We start from the raw sequence: 17131 nt of genomic DNA on the forward strand, positions 1-17131 counted from the left end.
TCTACACGAACTATTCGCTGAACCCATACAACAAAATTTCAAAGAGCAAAAAGATAATCAGTTGAAATTCTTTTAATTAAGACGAAACGTTAATGAATCGTTTTAAATCTTTAGTACGCAAAGATAGCTGAATAGGCCGCACTACAGCTTTTCATACAATGCCCTGAGTTTATCGCGGGTCATCTGCTTTTCCCAATCCTTCCCTAACGCGTTCTCCCACAAGGGTTTCATACCCAGAGATACATTGATCATGGCGTCAAACTGTTCATCGGTCAGGCCCTTGCAGATACCGGCGGGGATATCGATCTGGTTCTTTTCTACCATGTATTTGAATTCCTTCACGCCTGCAGGGTAATATTCTTCCAGGTGGTTCATCACAATGCAATTGCCAATACCATGTTTGGTGCCCAGCAGGTAAGACAATCCATAACTCACTGCATGCGCCACACCTACCTGTGAGTACGCAATGCTCATACCGCCGGCATAAGAAGCCATCATCAGTTTATCATCGCAGGTCTCATCCCATCCGCTGCGTTTTACATAAATATCCTGGCAGAGTTGCAGCGCTTTCTCTCCATAGCTTTTGCTGAACTCGTTCAGGTAAGTGCCTTCGAGGCTTTCTATGCAATGGATATAGCAGTCCATACCGGTATAAAAACGCTGGTTCGCCGGCGCATCTTTGGTCAGTTCAGGATCGAGCACGATCTGATCGAATGGTGTGAAATCGCTGTTCATGCCCAGTTTGCGCGTAGGGCCCGTTAATACGGTGGTCCTGCTTACTTCGGCGCCTGTACCACTGAGGGTGGGTATGCCCACTTTGTAAACGCCTGCATGTTTTACCAGGTCCCATCCCTGGTAATCGGCCGATGAGCCCGGATTGTTCATCATCAATGAAACCGCTTTCGCCAGGTCCATCACCGATCCGCCGCCTATGCCAATGATGCCGCTTACTGTTCCGAATTTTTCTTTCAGTTGGTTGGCCAATGCATCTACCTGTGTTGTCTTCGGTTCATAAGTAACATCGGCAAAAATCAGTTGATCCTTTCCTCTTAACGGTACCCGGCCTGCCAATGGTTTCCCTTCAAAAAAATGATCCAGCAGGAATATCATCGGGGCATCGCCCTTGCGATGCGGTGCCAGGATCTCATCCAACTGGTTGAAACTGCCGCGTCCGTATACAACATAACTCACCATCTTGAAATTGCGAAAACTCATAATCTTCGGTATTTGATTCGCAAACCTACTTTAGATCAAGGTGATTTCAATAAGATTTACCCTGCATTCGCCGCTTTTTTTGCAGCATGCAGTAAGCAGACAATACCAGCATTGAATAAAATAAAAGTGAAAACAAAAACCGTAGACCGATGATTGATAGCTCAATTCTTGTTGTTTATCCTGCTCATCAGGCGCTTTACCCGGATCGACAGTTCATTCAGGCTGAAAGGTTTGGTAATATAATCATCTGCACCCAGCTCAAATGCTTCCATGACTATTTTTTCCTGTTCCATGGCTGAAAGAATAATAATGGGAATCGTTTTGCGGCCCGGTTGTTTTACCAATGAAACAACTTCGAGCCCGGATGCGTAGGGCATCATAATATCGCTGATGACAAGATCGGGATTGTCTTTTTCAATTCTTGCGATGGCGTCTCGGCCATCTCCGGTAGCAATTACTTCGTAACCTTCCTTCTTCAGTTTCAATTCAATTGTTTTCAATAGCATTGGTTCATCTTCTGCAACCAAGATTTTCATAGTGGGGGGATTTTATGAAATACCCGTTATAAAAATAGCCATTTAACCGCAGTCAGCCTATTTCTTTGCGTATCATATTTACTTCTTTCGTCAATTCTGCCCTGAAAACCTCAAAAGTGGCCTCCACTTCTACAACCCAGCCTGCAATGGGGGTCTTATCTTCAGCAGATTTGGCCGTTTTTTCTATTGATGCCAGCTGGTTCACCAATGATTTTGCCTGTAGCATAGACAGGGAGCCTTTCAGCTTGTGTGCCAGCTCTGAAACCGATTCCCATTCCCCGGCCCTGGTACTAAGCGCTAATTGCCGCACCTGCTCAGGTGTATCTTTTAAGAACAGGTCTAACACATCCAGCAAAGCGCTTTTATCGTCTAACTGTTCCAGTAAGCTCAAATCATAGTTATTGGTTCCGGCCATACCTCGGTATTGATTGCAGAATAAATATATGAAACGGCTATGAGAATAATCCTGCTGCGCGTTGCAGGTCTTCCGGTGTATCTATTTCAATACCCATATAATCGGTAACTACCATCTTTAGTGTAATGCCGTTTTCGAGGTAACGCAGGCATTCTATTTTTTCGGCGGTCTCCAGCGGAGTCATTTCCCATTGAGTAAAGCGCATCAACGCCTCCTTCCGGAAAGCATATACACCGATATGTTCGTAATAAACCGCGGCTGTTGCTGTATTTCTCAGATAAGGTATCACACTGCGGGAAAATAGCAGCGCATTCATCTGTTTGTCAACCGCCACTTTTACATAATTGGGATCGTTGATGAATTGCGCTTCTTTCATTACCTGCATCAGGGAAGCCACCTGCACTTTTTTTCCCGCTTCCCCTTCAAATACCTGCAATAGTTTTTCGAGTGGTTCTTTCTTTACAAAAGGTTCATCGCCCTGTACATTCACAATGATCTCCACATCGAGGTGTTCGGCCGCTTCCGCAATACGGTCGCTGCCGCTTTCGTGCGCCTTCCTGCTCATGATGGCCTGCCCGCCGTTTTGTTCAATCTCTTTGAAAATGATCTCGCTATCTGTTACCACATATACTTCATCGAACAACCCTGTTGCCACCGTATTATCATAAGTATGCCCTATCACCGTTTTCCTGCCCAGTTGCTGCATGAGCTTGGCCGGAAAACGGGTAGCAGCATAACGCGCCGGGATCATGGCTATCTTTTTCATGAACGCTGTTTCCTGCAAAGATCACGGGAGATCGTTAATAATCGGTTTTTATTTTTTGATTGAAAGGAAGGCCCATCTGGTAGCTCAATTCTTCATCGCGCTTTTCATCCAGCACATCCAGTCCGTAATGCAACCCGTCAACTGCTGTATTGTTGTAAGTGCCGAACAGGTGATCCCAGATGGAAAAAATATTACCGTAATTGCTATCTGTCTGCGGCCTTACATAATGATGATGCACTTTATGCATATCGGGAGAAACGATCACCCAATTCAAGACCCGGTTGAGCGTACGGGGAAAACGGATATTCGCATGATTGAACTGCGAGAGCAGTGCACTCATGCTCTGATACACCATCACGAGCCAAACTGGCGCTCCGCAAACAAATACGGCGAGCAAAGTAAATACCGCCCTGAAAACACTCTCGCCGGGATGATGCCTGTTGGCAGTAGTTGTATCCACATGCGTATCGGCATGGTGCACCATGTGGAACTTCCACATCCATTTGATCTTATGCTCTATATAATGAATCCAATAGGCGCCGATGAGGTCCAGCAACAATAATCCCAGTAATAGTGTAAGCCACAAGGGCATTGTAGCCAGGTACAAAATACCAAAGTGGTGCGCGGTGGCCCAGTCGCTCGTTTTAACGATCAGTACGGCAAAAAGAAAATTGACTACCGCTGTGGTGAGGGTAAAAAAAATGTTCACCAGGGCATGCTTCCATTTGTTGTACCTGAATCTGAATAGTGGTATGATGCCTTCGAGCAGCCAAAAAAAACTAATACCGCCTGCCAGTATCAGGGTGCGGTGGAGGCTGGGAATATGATTGAAATAATGAACGAGGTTTTCAAGCATAGCAAACGAAATAGCTTTATCAATTTACAAATTATTTCGCGAACGGGTTGTTCCTGTTATGCAAAACGCCCCTTATCCAGGGGCGTTTATGAAATTATTCGATATGATATTAATTATTCAGCATCAAAGGCATTACCAGCATCAGCAGGTCTTCTCCTTCTGCCTGCTCGCTGGGTTTGATAAGGCCCGCTTTGGTAGATGTTGACAATTCCATCCTGATCTCTTCCGTATCGGCTGCGCCCAGCATCTCAATGAGAAATTTGGCATTGAAAGCGATCTGCAGGTCGCCTCCATCGTACTGGCAGCTCATCCTTTCGTTACCTTCAAAACTGAAGTCCACATCCTGCGCTGCCATCTGCAGTTCACTGCCACTGATACTCAGCGCCACCTGGTTGGTACTCTTGTTACTGAACACATTCACCCGGCGAAGGGCATTCTGAAAATCTCCTTTGTTAACGATCAGCTTGTAAGGATTATCGACAGGTATCACCACTTTATAATCGGGGAAGCGCGCATCGATCAGCCGGCAGATCATTTGTGTTGAACCATGGTTCACAAAAAGATGATTACCGTTATAGCTGATGGTCAGCTCATCATCGTTATCCGGTAACGCATTCTTCAACAGGTTCAGGGGTTTTTTGGGAACGATGAAAGAATCGTTCTTGCTGGCTTTGGTATCGAGGCGCTTGTAGCGTACCAGGCGGTGGGCATCCGTTGCCACAAACTGTACCCCCTCTTTTGTCAGTTCAAAAAATACGCCGGTCATAGCAGGCCGGAGGTCATCATTGCTCACTGCAAAAAGTGTTTTGTTGATAGCAGTCAGCAGGGCGCTGCTGGTCATGGTAAAACCGGTAGTATCATCGGCCGGAGGTTCCTTCGGAAAATTATCGGGGTTTTCTCCCATCACCTTGTACTTACCATTGTCGCTGGTGATCTCAACAGCAAAATTTTTGTCGATATTGAAAGTAAGTGGCTGGTCGGGGATGTTTTTCAGCGAATCCAGCAGAATCTTAGCCGGGATACATACTTTGCCACTGACCTTACTCTCTACTTCCATCTGCACACGCATCACTGTTTCCAGGTCCGTAGCAACCACATTCAGTTTTTTGTCCTGTATTTCAAATAAAAAATCTTCCAGTATCGGTAATACGGTATTTGCGTTGATCACACCGCTGATCTGCTGCAGGTGTTTCAAAAGAGAGGAAGAGGAAACAATGAATTTCATTCTCGATCATTTAGGTTCGCAACAAACCTAGTGTAAAATGTTAATATTCGTAAACAGAAATTTGCACGCCTGCCGCATAAACAGTGTATAATGAGTTAGTGGCCATTTCCCAAAGCTTCCAGCAGTTCGCGGTACCTGGTCTTGGGCACTGGTTTTACCAGGTAACCCGTTACCGTATGGAAAGTGGCTGAATGTTGTATATCTGCCTCGTTGATGGATGAACTCACCATATATAGCGGAGGTGATACAACGGGCAGTTGCATTTTTTCGTAGGATGTCAGGAATTCCCAACCGTCCAGTACCGGCATATTGATATCAAGAAAAATGATATCGGGGAAATCCTTTTTGCCGGCGCCGGCAAGCTTTTCAAAATGGACCAGTGCTTCAGCACCATTATTAAAAGAATGCACTTCCTTTACCAGATCGGTAGACTCCAGGATCTTCCGGGCGGTAAACTGGTAAATGGGATCATCGTCTATGAGACAAACGGTATATTTCATAGTAATCTGACAGTGGATATTGGTTATTTTGCTTTGAAAAGTCTGACGCCTTAAAGGACAAATCTACATTATAATCCATTTTTAATGCAAACTTGTGAAAACCAGCCTCTCACCAGAAAAAGCCTTCCAGAAAATTAAACATTATTGCGCATATCAGGAACGCAATCATTACGAAGTGCGTGAAAAACTTTATGGAATGGGTTTGTTCAAGAAAGAGGTGGAAACATTAATTACCCGGCTCATCGAGGAAGATTATCTCAACGAAGCCCGCTATGCCATCCAGTTTGCAGGCGGTCATTTCCGCCTTAAAAAATGGGGTAAAATAAAGATCCGGTTTGAATTGCAACAAAAAGGTGTTAGTGATTACAACATAAAGGCGGCTTTGAAAGAGATCAACGAAGCAGATTACCTGCAAGTACTTTCCAAACTTGCCCTGGAAAAATGGGCAAGCCTGAAAGCTGAAAGTCCGGCTGGCCGCCACGCCAGAACCACTGCATTCCTTTTACGCAAAGGCTATGAAAATAACCTTATCCAGGAAGTGATAGCTGCCATTTATTGACCATCTTTGCAATCAAGAAAGTTGTTCCCCATGTCGTCGTCTTTGACTTTTTCACTGATACAACCCTCCCTTGCCTGGGAAGACAAGACCGCCAACCTCGGTCATCTCGGTCAGCTCCTGGAAAGCATCACCACCAAAACAGAAATTGTAATACTACCCGAAATGTTCAGCACCGGTTTCAGCATGCAGCCGGAAAAACTTGCAGAAAATATGGAAGGGCCTACCGTACAATGGATGAAGGACTGGGCGCACAAGAAAAGGATTGCGCTCACAGGCAGTGTCATCATTGAGGACGGGCGGCATTATTACAACCGCCTGCTTTGGGTATTGCCCGATCAAACCGTGGGTTATTACGACAAACGCCACCGCTTTGCCTTTGCGGGTGAGGATGAAAAATATACACCAGGTAAAAAGAGGCTGATAGCCCAGGTAAAGGGCTGGAAGATCAACCTGCAGGTATGTTACGATCTCCGGTTCCCTGTATGGGCCAGGCAGCAGTTGGAAAACGGACCCAATAGCCAACCTGAATACGATGTGCTGGTCTATGTAGCCAACTGGCCCGAAAGGCGCAGTCACGCCTGGAAAACACTGCTTACGGCCAGGGCTATTGAGAACCAATGTTATGTCATGGGTGTAAACAGGGTGGGTAATGACGGGAATGGTATTTATCACAGTGGCGACAGCATGGTGATTGACCCGTTGGGTGAAGTGTTGTTCCACAAGGCGCACGAAGAAGCCATCCATACAATTACGATCGACAGGGAAAAACTGGATGAAGTACGGTCGCGCTTCCCTTTCTGGAAGGATGCCGATCATTTCCATATCAGTCAATCATGAACATATCAAAGCTGCATGAAAAACCAACAGATTTATCTAGCCAACCGCGTCTTTACCGGTACTGAGTGGCTGCATCACCATGCCGTAGTTATCGAAAGAGGCGCCATTACAGATATACTTCCTTCCACAGCGCTTCCTTCGGGTGAAACCTTGCAACATGCCATTATTGCACCGGCTTTTGTTGACATACAAATTTACGGTGCGCACAACCGGCTACTGGCTGTTTACCCCGAAGCCAATACGCTGGACCTACTGTATGATTATTGCAGCAAAGGTGGCGCCGCCTATTTTCAACCTACGGTGGCCACTAACAGTTACGAAGTGTTTTACCAATGCATCGACGCTGTTCGCGACTATTGGAAAAAGGGAGGCAAAGGCTGCCTGGGACTGCATATAGAAGGTCCCTGGATTAGCCCGGCCAAGCGCGGCGCGCATATCGAATCTTTCATCCATACGCCATCCGTTGAAAAAATAAAACCCTTGCTCGACTATGGCAAGGACATTATTACGATGATCACTTTGGCACCCGAAACCTGTGGCCAGGATGTGATCGACCTGATACGTTCTTACGATATTGTTATTTCGGCGGGTCACAGCAACGCTACTTATGAAACAGCTATGGCCGCATTCAATAACGGTATCCCGGCGGCTACCCATCTGTTCAATGCTATGAGCCCTTTACAACATCGTGCACCGGGTATGGTGGGCGCCATTTTCAATCACTCCGGGGTAATGTCGAGTATCGTACCGGATGGTTATCATGTTGATTTCCCCGTGTTGCGCATTGCCAAGGATTTAATGAAAGAACGGCTTTTCGTTATCACCGATGCCGTTACCACTACTACGGAAGGCCCTTACCCGCACCAGTTGGCGGGCTACAAATACGAGTCGAACAATATACTCAGCGGTTCTGCCCTCACCATGCTCAAATGCGTGCAAAACCTGGTGCATCGTGTCGATGTACCGTTGGCAGAAGCATTGCGAATGGCCAGCCTGTACCCCGCTCAGGTGATGGGAAAAGCACACCGGATGGGAAAAATAGAAAAAGGATACGACGCCAACCTTGTATGTATGAATGAAGCGCTGGAAATAGAACAGGTGGTTACCGGGTAGTTTCCCGTTTATGTCTTTTGAAGATATCGGTAAATATCCTGTCAATGAAAATGGCGCTTCCGATGCTCCAGTACCAGCCGTCGTAATTATACCGGAGATCACTTTCGAAAATCATTTTGCGTACACCGATCATCGTATTAACGCCCATGTAGGTAAGGAAATGCATGTGTTTTATTTCAGGCATGATGAAGTTGGCTGAGAAACCAAAACCACCCGGAACAAAATCCTGGTATTGGGTAGTAGTTACAAACCGTCCGCGTATTTTGTTTACCGAATCCAGTACCGCTTTACCATAACCGAGTTCAAACACCATGCTCATTTCCCATCTTTTCTTCCTGAAAAGGAAGGGCTCATAATAAACTGTTCCGAAATAAAGCCGCTTGGTCAGTTGGCGTAACGGTATGCCTTTTTTATCCAGCTTCACACTGGCGGTATTCTGATCGAGGAAATATCCACCGATGCCCAGTTTGAATTTGTCGTTGAACAGCAATCCTATGCGGTAGCCCCATATACTCACGCCCTGGTCTTCGATAAAAGAGAAGCGCTGGTCAAAATCTCCGGTGGGTTTGAGTGAAAGCCTGTGGTGCGTTGCAACAATGATGGAATCGTTCATCAGCACTGTGCTGTCTTTTGCATGAATTACCGCACTGTCCTTTGAATGAACTACCGTGGTATCCTGTGCAGCACAGGTACCACCGATCACCAAAAAACAAACCAAGCTTACAAAGCTTGCCTTAGGATAGACGAACCGATATTTTGCCCTGGGTTTGAGTAACATTCTATTCGATAGCGCAATTTAGTGATTTTTGATTCCGGGAAAATCACGTGTTCTTACCGTTTTGCAAAGATTCGTTCAACGGCTTTTACGCTGTATGAGCGCCCGAATATCTTCTATTTTAGGGTCAATCCCTTTCCTGATGGCCCCGGAAGAAGGCTTTACTTCGAGGTCGGGCACAATGCCATGTCCTTTAGGGTGGCTGCTGTCGATGACCAGGCGGTACATGGGCAGGCTCACCTGCAGACCCGAATAAGGTAACCTGATCGTGGGTATGTGCATAGCTGAGTTGCCGTAATACCCTCCCCCGGTTTCTTCTCCTACCACTGTTATATTTTTCTGTCCTTTCAAAGTGGCTACCATCATACTGGCGGCAGAAAATGTCAGTCCCCCCTGCACTAAGTAAACATCACCATCAAAATGGAATCTTTTCCGGGGCTTGAAATAGTGTTGCTCATAATGACCGAAATGTATCAGCCCATCTTTTTCTTTGGTGGCGGCAAGATTCATCACCAACCAATATGGCCAGGCTGGATGGATATACCTTCCATACCTGAATTTCCGGCTGATGGCTACCACGCTATCGCCCAGCTTAAACGGTTTTGCCGCCAGGTATTGCGTGAGGTCTACACTGTTACTAACCGTGCCGCCTCCGTTTTCCCGCAGATCAATTACCAGGTGTTGCAAGCGCTGCTGCCCAATGGTTTTGAAAGATCGTTTGAAAAAAGGTTTGAGCCTTCCTCCCGAAAAACTGGTGATGCGCATGAAGGCTGTGCTGCTGGCCGTATCAATGACCATTACTCTTTTATTCATCAGTCGCATCTTCCTTGTTGGCCTGCCACTGATCTGCTCATCGCGCTTGTCCGTTGATGGTTTTTTAGTGCCAATGCTATCCTTTTGGGGAATGAAAGCTTTCACCAATGTAGATCGTTCCCTGCCTGCAGTGTCGATGTAGGTAATGGTGTATACACTGTCTGTACCGAATATGGTTTTATACCAGGCGGGAAAATTGCCACTGACCAACTGGTTCTTGTAATTATCTGCATAACCATCGGTACTGATGAACTGGAAAATAGAATCGAGCACCTGCCGGTTGCTTCGCCCGTTGATGGAAGTGATGATGGTACCTCTTTTAAAAACCGTGTCGCGGGGCCAGATACTTCCCAGCACTACCAGGCTGTCGTTCCAGGCTTTCAATGCCAGCGGGAATAAGGGGTACCTGAACAGCGGCGCTATTTTACCATATGCTTTTGAAAAACGGACCGTGGTATGTCCGCACCGGATCTTGCTCACGAGCCACGCAACCTTATTCTTGAATGCCACTTCATTCAGCGAATCGGTAATACTGTTGATGGTGTACCTGAAATACTGGTCCATGCTGTCTTTCGGCGTGTACCAATAGAGACTGGGATGGTTGGCTTCGAGTATTTTTTTCAGCAGGATAACATCTTCACGTAAACGGCTGGCTGGCATTTTAGGTAATATAGCATCAGCTCTTTGTGCCATTAGCTTGTTAGGCCCTGACAGCCAAAACAAAAACAGCCATAAGAACAATCTTCTTTTTACCATCGTGCCGGTATCATTTCTGAAAAGCATTCCATCCCTGCGCAGTAATATCGAAACTATTGCCGCCCTTGGTGAGCAGTTTACAGCCTTCTTCAATAGCTGTCATATATCCGATCACACTTATCTCTTCATTCAGGGTAATCTTATCGTAGTCTTCCTGCTTCAGCGTAAAGATCAGTTCATAATCTTCCCCTCCATTCAGCGCGCAAACGGTGGGATCTAATCCAAATTTATACGCGGCTTTCCTGCTGTCTTCCGATACAGGTAATTTCTCCTCATAGATACGGCAACCCAGGTTGCTTTGCCTGCAAAGATGCAATACCTCGCTGCTCACACCATCGCTCACATCCATCATGGCTGTAGGAACGATGTTCTGTGCAGCTAAAAACTGTATGATGTCTTTCCGTGCTTCCGGTTTCAGCAAACGGCCAACAATATAATTCTCGTTCTCCAGGTCGGGCTGCACCTGCGGGTTTTCGAGGAAGATCTTTTTTTCACGTTCCATCAGGGTAAGGCCCAGGAAGGCGCCGCCCAAATCGCCGCTCACACAGATCAGATCGCCCTGCTGTGCCGTACTTCTTTTTACAAATTGGTCCGGCGCCACTTCTCCGATGGCAGTGACAGAAATAATGAATCCTTTTTGCGATGAAGAAGTATCTCCTCCTACTAAATCAACGCCATGTTTTTCACAGGCAACGTGCACGCCTTCATAAAATTCACTCAATGCTTCCAGGCTGAAGCGGTTGCTTACGCCAATGCTCATGGTGATCTGTGTGGGGATGGCGTTCATCGCATAGATATCGCTCAGGTTCACCATAACGGCCTTGTAGCCTAAATGTTTGAGCGGTGTATACATCAGATCGAAATGAATGCCTTCGATCAGCAGGTCGGTGGTAACCACCACTTGTTTACCAAAATGATCCAGCACGGCAGCATCATCGCCCACGCCCACTACGGTAGAAGCATTCTGTATTTCAAAATTCCTGGTCAGGTGTTCAATCAATCCAAACTCTCCCAGTTCTCCTATTTCTGTTCTTTGTTCCATATCAGGTTTGTTATATCGATGCGCCATTCACTACGGCCAGCAGCTCATCATGAATTTTACCATTCGTGGCTATAATATGCGGTTGGTAGGGCGAATAAGCATGGCCTTTGAAGTCGGTCACTTTACCGCCCGCTTCTTCTACGATGAGGAATCCGGCGGCGCTGTCCCATGCCTGTAATTTGTGTTCGTAAAACCCGTCGAAACGGCCAGACGCTACCCAGCAAAGGTCAATCGCTGCACTGCCGAGCCGTCTTACCGGTACGCCCTTTCTGATCAACTTTTCAAATACCTGCAACGGCCCATTGGGCATATCCAGATAGGTATAAGGGAACCCTGTTACCAGACAGCTTTTGATCACTTCGGTCTTCTGGCTCACCGTTATTTTTTTATCATTCAGTGTAGCGCCGAAACCTTTTTGCGCAAAGAACATTTCCCCGATGAAAGGGTTATATACTGCGCCGAGGATCATTTCGCCGTTCTGCTCAATGCCAATGCTCACGCAGCAGATGGGGATGCCATTGGCAAAATTCACCGTACCATCGATGGGGTCGATGATCCATTTATAGGAGGAATCCTGGATGATCTCGCCCGTTTCCTCACTTAAAATGAAATGATCGGGAAATTGCTGCCTGATCACTTCGAAAATGGCTTTTTCTGCGGCATGATCTGCTTCGGTTACCAGGTTATTGATCCCTTCTTTGTGACTGATTTCAAACTGGCCATTAAAAAAATGCCGTAATTGTGCGGCGCCTGCCTCGACGGCCTGCAATAAGGTTTGTTTCAACATGGCGCAAAAGTACCCAATTCCTTATGTCAAATTCCCTATTTCAGCTCATTTGCGTTAATTTTGTATATTCAAATTGATAAACCTGCGCTAACGATGGCAATACTTGATATCAAGCTACCTAATTCTATACTCAAGGCCCTCCGGTTACCACAGAACAATCCCCGGAGACAGCAGATCAAAGTATTGAAGAAATTACTCCGTAAAGCCAGGTTCACCTCTTTTGGCCAGCAATACCGGTTCGATGAAGTATTGCTGAGCAAGCATCCCGGGAAAAAATTCCAGGAAATGGTGCCGGTTTTCACCTATAATAAGATATACACTGATTGGTGGCACACCACCCTTGAAGGAACGCCCGATATCTGCTGGCCCGGCAAAATCCGGTATTATGCCCTCAGCAGCGGCACCAGTGAGGCCGCCAGCAAATACATTCCCGTAACCAACGACCTGTTGAGGGGCAATAAGATCGTCATGATCAAACAGCTCCTGAGCCTGCGGAATTATGAAGATATCCCGTACAGTTCTGTGAGCAAAGGCTGGCTTACCCTGGGTGGCAGTACCGATCTGCAGAAAGGATCTGGCTATTATGCCGGCGACCTGAGCGGCATCACCGCTAAAAACGCCCCCTTCTGGTTCCAGCCTTTTTATAAGCCCGGTAAAAAGATTGCCAAGGAGAAAGACTGGAACAAGAAGATCGAAGAGATCGTTGAAAAAGCTCCGCACTGGGATATCGGTTTCCTGGTAGGCGTGCCGGCCTGGATACAGATGTGTGTTGAAATGATCATCGAACGCTATAAACTCAATAACATTCATGAAATGTGGCCCAACCTGGCTTTCTTCGTGCATGGGGGCGTTAGCTTCGAACCTTATAAGAAAGGGTTTGAAAAACTATTGGGTAAACCCATCACCTATATCGAAACCTATCTTGCCAGTGAAGGGTTCATCGCTTACCAGGACCGCCAGTACAGCACCGGCATGCGATTGGTTACCGGCGAACATATTTTTATGGAGTTCGTTCCCTTTGATTCCAAAAATTTCAATGCCGATGGAGAAATAGTCAGCAATCCTGAAGCGCTCATGATCCATGAAGTGGAGGAAGGCAAAGACTATGCACTGCTCATCAGCACAGCTGCCGGCGCCTGGCGATACCTCATCGGTGATACCATACGGTTTGTTGACAAAGAACGTTGCGAGATCGTGATCACCGGCCGCACCAAACATTTCCTCAGCCTCGTAGGTGAACACCTGAGTGTGGAGAATATGAACAAAGCCATACAGCTTGTCAGCGATGAAATGAATATTTGCATCCCTGAATTTACCGTTGCCGGCATACCCCATGGCAATTTCTTTGCACACCAGTGGTATGTGGCCTGTAACGATCATGTGGATGGAAAGAAACTGGCTGCCAAAATCGATGAAAAGCTGAAGATGCTGAACGATGATTATGCTGTTGAAAGAAACAGCGCTTTGAAAGAGGTCTTCGTAGAAGTGCTCAGCGAACAACAGTTCATGGATTTCATGCGCTGCAAAGGAAAAGTAGGCGGACAACACAAATTCCCCCGTGTATTAAAAGGTCGCATGCTGGAAGACTGGCAACGCTTTCTTAAAAGTGAACTAACCACTGTACATGCTTAAACCGGTTCTGCTGAAGGGCATATTCGCCTGCTCTCTGCTGCTTTCCTGTTTATGGCCGAAAGCGCAGGTACCCGACCAGGCCATACTTCATTTAAGAGCGCCCGATACTTTCAAAGCCCGGTTCACTACCACCAAAGGTGCATTCGTCATTGAAGTTTACCGCAATTGGTCGCCCTTGGGTGCCGACCGACTGTACCAGCTCATCAGATCGGGCTTTTACAATAATTCCGTGCTGTTCAGGGTACAGCGTAATTACGTGATCCAGTTTGGGATAGCCAACAACCCCAAAGTGAACCGCTTTTGGGATACGCGTAAAATATCCGATGAACCCGCAAAATTCAACAATGAGAAAGCCGTGATCTCTTTTGCCCGCGATGGCGCCAATAACCGCGCCACGCAGCTCTTCATTAATATGGCCGACAACCACAAACTGGATACCATTTTTCGCAATGGGGTAAAAGGATATACGCCCGTTGCCAGGGTTATAAAAGGAATGGAAGTTGTGGCATCTTTTTATGACGCTTATGGAAGAAGCACGCTCGCACACCAGGATTCTGTTTATCTTCACGGCAATCAATACTTCTATCAACATTTCCCGGGATTGGATAAAATCATTGTTGCCACCATTCTCGAATAATTGTTGATGAAACTGATCTGTTGACCGGTAAATAATTATCAAGCATGATTGCTCCGCTTATCAAGGGTTTGATTTTAGGTGTGATATTGAGTATTTCGGTAGGGCCGGTGATCTTTGCCATTATTAAACAAAGCATCAACAACGGTCACAAAGCCGGGTATTTTTTTGTGGCAGGCGTATCGGCCAGTGATATTTTACTGGTGTTGGTCTGCAATTTTTTTACTTCACTCTTCACTACCGCACTCAACCACCGCACTTTCATTGCAGTGGCAGGAAGCGCTTTCCTGGTAGCAGTAGGCATTTACACGCTTTTTTTCAAAAAAGTACATACGGATGAAAGCAATAATATCGTCGATAAAAAGTTCAGGAAACGCGATCTGCTGGCCATCTTTTTTTCCGGCTTTTTTATGAACATGCTGAACCCGGCGGTATTCATTTTCTGGTTTGCCTGGACAGCAGCCATCCTGGCCGATTCGCAAACGGCGGTCCATCCCATAGAATACAGGACCATTGTGTTCGGCACCTGCCTGGCATTCGTACTGTTTTCCGATCTGCTCAAAGTGATGCTGGCCGGTAAGTTGAGGCCCAAGCTCACACCGGGCAATCTTCATCTCATCAATAAAATATCCGGACTGATCCTCATCGGTTTTGGCATTGCACTTTGCTGGGGTATATTGACCTATGGAAATAAAATAGGATAGGAAAATGGTAAAGAAAAAATCTTCCCGCCTGGGAAAAATAGGGCGATGGATCAGGAGAGCATTGTTCATTATGTTCCTTTCTTCATTGGTCTACATCATTCTCTGCAAATGGGTCATGCCGCCCATTACACTTACACAGGCAGTAAATGCTTTCGGTTACGGCTTGAAACGAGATTATGTATCCTGGAACGATATCTCTTATAATATAAAGCTGGCAGCTATTGCCAGTGAAGACCAGACTTACCCCGATCATAGTGGGTTCGATTGGGATGCCATTGAAAAAAGCCTGCGTCCCAAAAAGAAAGGAAAGAAAACCAGGATCCCTTTGGGTGGCGGCGCCAGCACCATTACCCAGCAGGCAGCCAAGAATGTTTTTCTATGGCAGGGGGGCGGTTTCGACCGCTTTATTCGCAAAGTGCCGGAACTCTATTTTACCAAAATGATCGAATGGATATGGGGTAAGCAACGCATATTGGAAGTGTACCTGAATGTGATTGAAATGGGACCGGGTATTTTTGGAGTGGAAGCCGCATCCCGTGCCTATTTTGGAAAAAGCGCCCGTAATCTTTCCCGCGCAGAAGCTGCCATGATCATCGCCTGTCTGCCCAACCCCAAGCGGTTCAGCGTACAACCAATGAGCCGTCGCGTGGCCTGGCGTTATCCGCAGATTGTTCAGCAAATGCACAATATTGAAGATGATCCCGACATACAAGCCATCATCCGTTAATGGATCCATTGCTCAACAGCGTCAATGGCTGTCTGTAAACGCTGATCATAATCGCCGTTGATCTCAACCCAGGGAACTTGTTGGTTAATGAGCAGGTCTTTGTAAATGCGATAGAGTTCCTGCCGCGGTTGTTCATCCGGATATTCCCGCAATTCCTCTTTTACCCAGGGCAGATCCACGTTGCACAAAAGATACAGATCGTATTTGCGCCAAACGATCTCGTCCAGGATAAACTGGTGGCATTTTCCAAAAACATATTCGCACCATACTTTCATCACATACATATCCGTGTCTACAAACAGGCACGGCACATGTGGCGAAGCAATCAGCGAATTGCGCTTGACCCAATGCTTGTCTGCCGTTGATGACCATTGTTGTTTCACCAGTGAAAAATATTCATCTTCCAGCGCAAGCTGTCCTTTTGCAATGGTCAGCAGGTCATCGAATGTATACTCCGTACCATGTGTTAACAGGTATTCCCTTGCAAATTCAGGGCACCATTCGGTATTGTAATGCTGTGCCAGCAACTCGCACAAAGTGCTTTTGCCGGTTGACTCCGGCCCAATGACAACAACTTTTTTAATCATGATTTGTAACGATGAGCGCTTTTCTTTTCCATTCAATGAGTCCGGCTATTGCCAACACCAGCAATACCAGGAACTGCACGCTGGTGAAAACGTATCCTTTGATGAAATATAACGGAATGGAAGCGATATTTGTTGCGATCCACCAGATCCAGCTTTCTACTTTTTTCTTGGCCATCAGCCACATACCGGTATAAGCCGTAGCGCTGGCGAAGGCATCGGCCCACGGAATGGCTTCGGGGGCAAATGCTTTTTTGAGCCAGGTGAGTGCGCCGAAGATCGCCACATAAAAAACCACGAAGAACAACAGTTGTTCTATCCAGTTGCGTGCACTGCTGTAAGTAATGTGCAATAAAGTTTCTTTGTTCTGCTGGTCTTTCCTTGCCCAGAGCATCCACCCGTAAATACTCATCACCGTATAGTAAAAATTTACGCTGGCCTCGCCCAGTAAGTGACCTTTTACACTCAGGTAAACATAAATGCTGGTATTGATGAGCCCTACCGGGTACACGAGTATGTTTTCTTTACGGCTGAACCATACGCTGGCAATACCTGCGAATACGGCTATGAATTCAAGCGCGCCTGTTTGTTGTAACCCGTCGATAAATTGGTTGAAAACATTCGTCATCTGGCGAAACCGGTATTGAATGAGCAA

At 46.5% G+C, this 17131-nt stretch carries 20 protein-coding genes; 7 read left to right on the forward strand and 13 right to left on the reverse strand.

Going from position 1 to position 17131, the window contains the following annotated elements:
• Window positions 1–141: 141 nt before the first annotated feature.
• From BLU98_RS13615 to BLU98_RS13645, 7 genes are all read right to left on the reverse strand, one after another.
• On the reverse strand, window positions 142–1215 hold the full coding sequence (locus tag BLU98_RS13615) for an iron-containing alcohol dehydrogenase family protein (protein ID WP_092725593.1): 1074 nt from the start codon (window positions 1213–1215) through the stop codon (window positions 142–144).
• A 161-nt stretch (window positions 1216–1376) separates the two neighbouring features.
• Complete coding sequence (locus BLU98_RS13620; protein WP_092725595.1) at window positions 1377–1751, reverse strand: response regulator transcription factor; 375 nt, start codon at window positions 1749–1751, stop codon at window positions 1377–1379.
• A gap of 52 nt (window positions 1752–1803) precedes the next feature.
• The gene (locus tag BLU98_RS13625) at window positions 1804–2166 is read right to left on the reverse strand and encodes an Hpt domain-containing protein (RefSeq protein ID WP_092725597.1); all 363 of its coding nucleotides are present in this window, start codon (window positions 2164–2166) and stop codon (window positions 1804–1806) included.
• A 37-nt stretch (window positions 2167–2203) separates the two neighbouring features.
• Window positions 2204–2932, reverse strand: a complete 729-nt coding sequence (kdsB, locus tag BLU98_RS13630) for a 3-deoxy-manno-octulosonate cytidylyltransferase (protein ID WP_092725806.1) — start codon at window positions 2930–2932, stop codon at window positions 2204–2206.
• Between the two features lie 34 nt (window positions 2933–2966).
• Window positions 2967–3788 (reverse strand): sterol desaturase family protein, encoded by an 822-nt coding sequence (locus BLU98_RS13635; RefSeq protein ID WP_092725599.1) that lies wholly within the window; start codon window positions 3786–3788, stop codon window positions 2967–2969.
• 109 nt (window positions 3789–3897) lie between these two features.
• Window positions 3898–5013, reverse strand: a complete 1116-nt coding sequence (dnaN, locus tag BLU98_RS13640) for a DNA polymerase III subunit beta (protein WP_092725602.1) — start codon at window positions 5011–5013, stop codon at window positions 3898–3900.
• A gap of 95 nt (window positions 5014–5108) precedes the next feature.
• Window positions 5109–5513: a response regulator gene (locus BLU98_RS13645; RefSeq protein ID WP_092725603.1), complete on the reverse strand. Its 405-nt coding sequence runs from the start codon at window positions 5511–5513 to the stop codon at window positions 5109–5111.
• A gap of 94 nt (window positions 5514–5607) precedes the next feature.
• On the opposite strand from BLU98_RS13645, the gene BLU98_RS13650 reads away from it, so the two are divergent.
• From BLU98_RS13650 to nagA, 3 genes are read left to right on the forward strand one after another with little or no spacing between them, the layout of a single operon-like run.
• Entirely contained in the window at window positions 5608–6072 is a 465-nt protein-coding gene (locus tag BLU98_RS13650; RefSeq protein ID WP_092725605.1) for a regulatory protein RecX, read from the forward strand.
• Window positions 6073–6102: 30 nt separating this feature from the next.
• Entirely contained in the window at window positions 6103–6909 is an 807-nt protein-coding gene (locus BLU98_RS13655) for an amidohydrolase (protein WP_092725606.1), read from the forward strand.
• Window positions 6910–6924: 15 nt separating this feature from the next.
• Entirely contained in the window at window positions 6925–8022 is a 1098-nt protein-coding gene (gene nagA, locus BLU98_RS13660) for an N-acetylglucosamine-6-phosphate deacetylase (protein WP_092725609.1), read from the forward strand.
• Here nagA and BLU98_RS13665 read toward each other — a convergent pair.
• The 4 genes from BLU98_RS13665 to BLU98_RS13680 form a co-directional block, all read right to left on the reverse strand.
• Window positions 8012–8740, reverse strand: a complete 729-nt coding sequence (locus BLU98_RS13665) for a hypothetical protein (protein ID WP_139173938.1) — start codon at window positions 8738–8740, stop codon at window positions 8012–8014. The genes nagA and BLU98_RS13665 overlap by 11 nt on opposite strands.
• A gap of 135 nt (window positions 8741–8875) precedes the next feature.
• Window positions 8876–10303: a S41 family peptidase gene (locus BLU98_RS13670; protein ID WP_257574995.1), complete on the reverse strand. Its 1428-nt coding sequence runs from the start codon at window positions 10301–10303 to the stop codon at window positions 8876–8878.
• 73 nt (window positions 10304–10376) lie between these two features.
• A complete protein-coding gene (gene thiL / locus BLU98_RS13675; RefSeq protein WP_092725616.1) occupies window positions 10377–11408 on the reverse strand; it encodes a thiamine-phosphate kinase in 1032 nt (343 codons plus the stop codon).
• A 10-nt stretch (window positions 11409–11418) separates the two neighbouring features.
• Window positions 11419–12195 (reverse strand): inositol monophosphatase family protein, encoded by a 777-nt coding sequence (locus BLU98_RS13680; protein WP_092725618.1) that lies wholly within the window; start codon window positions 12193–12195, stop codon window positions 11419–11421.
• Window positions 12196–12288: 93 nt separating this feature from the next.
• On the opposite strand from BLU98_RS13680, the gene BLU98_RS13685 reads away from it, so the two are divergent.
• From BLU98_RS13685 to mtgA, 4 genes are read left to right on the forward strand one after another with little or no spacing between them, the layout of a single operon-like run.
• Window positions 12289–13827 (forward strand): GH3 family acyl-acid amido synthetase, encoded by a 1539-nt coding sequence (locus BLU98_RS13685; protein WP_092725621.1) that lies wholly within the window; start codon window positions 12289–12291, stop codon window positions 13825–13827.
• Window positions 13820–14464, forward strand: a complete 645-nt coding sequence (locus BLU98_RS13690) for a peptidylprolyl isomerase (protein WP_092725624.1) — start codon at window positions 13820–13822, stop codon at window positions 14462–14464. The genes BLU98_RS13685 and BLU98_RS13690 overlap by 8 nt, the downstream gene beginning before the upstream one ends.
• Before the next feature lie 44 nt (window positions 14465–14508).
• Entirely contained in the window at window positions 14509–15165 is a 657-nt protein-coding gene (locus tag BLU98_RS13695; protein ID WP_092725629.1) for a LysE family translocator, read from the forward strand.
• 4 nt (window positions 15166–15169) lie between these two features.
• Window positions 15170–15892 carry a monofunctional biosynthetic peptidoglycan transglycosylase gene (gene mtgA / locus BLU98_RS13700; protein ID WP_092725631.1) on the forward strand — a complete coding sequence of 241 codons (723 nt, stop codon included), beginning with the start codon at window positions 15170–15172 and terminating at the stop codon, window positions 15890–15892.
• Here mtgA and BLU98_RS13705 read toward each other — a convergent pair.
• Both BLU98_RS13705 and pnuC read right to left on the reverse strand, forming a co-directional pair.
• A complete protein-coding gene (locus BLU98_RS13705; RefSeq protein ID WP_092725633.1) occupies window positions 15889–16479 on the reverse strand; it encodes an AAA family ATPase in 591 nt (196 codons plus the stop codon). The two genes, mtgA and BLU98_RS13705, sit on opposite strands and share 4 nt — an antisense overlap.
• Window positions 16472–17104, reverse strand: a complete 633-nt coding sequence (pnuC, locus tag BLU98_RS13710; RefSeq protein WP_092725636.1) for a nicotinamide riboside transporter PnuC — start codon at window positions 17102–17104, stop codon at window positions 16472–16474. The genes BLU98_RS13705 and pnuC overlap by 8 nt, the downstream gene beginning before the upstream one ends.
• Window positions 17105–17131: the final 27 nt, after the last annotated feature.

It is taken from the genome of Hydrobacter penzbergensis (genome assembly GCF_900106985.1).
Taxonomy (GTDB): Bacteria; Bacteroidota; Bacteroidia; order Chitinophagales; family Chitinophagaceae; genus Sediminibacterium; species Sediminibacterium magnilacihabitans.

Coding starts and splice junctions, on each gene's coding strand:
- BLU98_RS13615 (WP_092725593.1), bottom strand. CDS start 1,215: ATGAGTTTTCGCAATTTCAAGATGGTGAGTTATGTTGTATACGGACGC.
- BLU98_RS13620 (WP_092725595.1), bottom strand. CDS start 1,751: ATGAAAATCTTGGTTGCAGAAGATGAACCAATGCTATTGAAAACAATT.
- BLU98_RS13625 (WP_092725597.1), bottom strand. CDS start 2,166: ATGGCCGGAACCAATAACTATGATTTGAGCTTACTGGAACAGTTAGAC.
- kdsB (WP_092725806.1), bottom strand. CDS start 2,932: ATGAAAAAGATAGCCATGATCCCGGCGCGTTATGCTGCTACCCGTTTT.
- BLU98_RS13635 (WP_092725599.1), bottom strand. CDS start 3,788: ATGCTTGAAAACCTCGTTCATTATTTCAATCATATTCCCAGCCTCCAC.
- dnaN (WP_092725602.1), bottom strand. CDS start 5,013: ATGAAATTCATTGTTTCCTCTTCCTCTCTTTTGAAACACCTGCAGCAG.
- BLU98_RS13645 (WP_092725603.1), bottom strand. CDS start 5,513: ATGAAATATACCGTTTGTCTCATAGACGATGATCCCATTTACCAGTTT.
- BLU98_RS13655 (WP_092725606.1), top strand. CDS start 6,103: ATGTCGTCGTCTTTGACTTTTTCACTGATACAACCCTCCCTTGCCTGG.
- nagA (WP_092725609.1), top strand. CDS start 6,925: ATGAAAAACCAACAGATTTATCTAGCCAACCGCGTCTTTACCGGTACT.
- BLU98_RS13670 (WP_257574995.1), bottom strand. CDS start 10,303: ATGGCACAAAGAGCTGATGCTATATTACCTAAAATGCCAGCCAGCCGT.
- thiL (WP_092725616.1), bottom strand. CDS start 11,408: ATGGAACAAAGAACAGAAATAGGAGAACTGGGAGAGTTTGGATTGATT.
- BLU98_RS13680 (WP_092725618.1), bottom strand. CDS start 12,195: ATGTTGAAACAAACCTTATTGCAGGCCGTCGAGGCAGGCGCCGCACAA.
- BLU98_RS13685 (WP_092725621.1), top strand. CDS start 12,289: ATGGCAATACTTGATATCAAGCTACCTAATTCTATACTCAAGGCCCTC.
- BLU98_RS13690 (WP_092725624.1), top strand. CDS start 13,820: ATGCTTAAACCGGTTCTGCTGAAGGGCATATTCGCCTGCTCTCTGCTG.
- BLU98_RS13695 (WP_092725629.1), top strand. CDS start 14,509: ATGATTGCTCCGCTTATCAAGGGTTTGATTTTAGGTGTGATATTGAGT.
- mtgA (WP_092725631.1), top strand. CDS start 15,170: ATGGTAAAGAAAAAATCTTCCCGCCTGGGAAAAATAGGGCGATGGATC.
- BLU98_RS13705 (WP_092725633.1), bottom strand. CDS start 16,479: ATGATTAAAAAAGTTGTTGTCATTGGGCCGGAGTCAACCGGCAAAAGC.
- pnuC (WP_092725636.1), bottom strand. CDS start 17,104: ATGACGAATGTTTTCAACCAATTTATCGACGGGTTACAACAAACAGGC.